The sequence below is a fragment of the Marinobacter sp. C7 genome, assembly GCF_022343555.1.
Classification (GTDB): domain Bacteria; phylum Pseudomonadota; class Gammaproteobacteria; order Pseudomonadales; family Oleiphilaceae; genus Marinobacter.
In genome coordinates this window covers 1-529 of record NZ_JAKQZH010000089.1, presented here as the reverse complement: position 1 = coordinate 529, position 529 = coordinate 1, and the positions used below count along the sequence as shown (strand labels likewise).

Below are 529 nucleotides of genomic sequence, written 5' to 3'. Positions count from 1 at the left end.
AACGGCGCCTCCTATCCCGACATGTTGCGACCGGACCGCACGGTCGTCGATCCCCAGCGCATAAGCTATTTCAACCAGTATCTCGGCGCGCTCCTCGACGCGATCGATGAAGGCCACGACATCCGCGGCTATTTCGCCTGGTCGCTGATGGACAATTTCGAGTGGGGGCGCGGCTATTCCAAGCGCTTCGGCCTCGTTTATGTCGATTATCCGACGCTGCAGCGCATTCCGAAGGGCGTGATCGCCAAGAATGCCCTCTGAGCTTGCCAAGAGCGCTGGCCCGGCATGTCCGGGCCGCCGAAACAGGAAAACGAATTCATGATCCGGTATATTCTCAAACGCCTGTTTGGAATGATCATCGTGATGTTTCTGGTGGTCACGATCGTCTTCGTGATCGTCCGCGTGACCCCTGGCGATCCGGCCGCGGTGATGCTCGGACCGGATGCGACGCCGCAGGACATCGCCGATCTGAGGTCCAGGCTCGGCCTCGACCAGTCGATCCTCCAGCAATATGTGCTCTATATCGGGC

At 59.5% G+C, this 529-nt stretch carries 1 protein-coding gene and 1 pseudogene; both read left to right on the top strand.

Translation table 11 applies throughout. The features are described from left to right. A partial coding sequence (locus MD273_RS18885) for a family 1 glycosylhydrolase (RefSeq protein ID WP_239039301.1) occupies positions 1 to 261 on the top strand: 261 nt, incomplete at its 5' end. A 57-nt stretch (positions 262 to 318) separates the two neighbouring features. Next, positions 319 to 529, top strand: a pseudogene (locus MD273_RS18880) (ABC transporter permease); the annotation flags it as partial.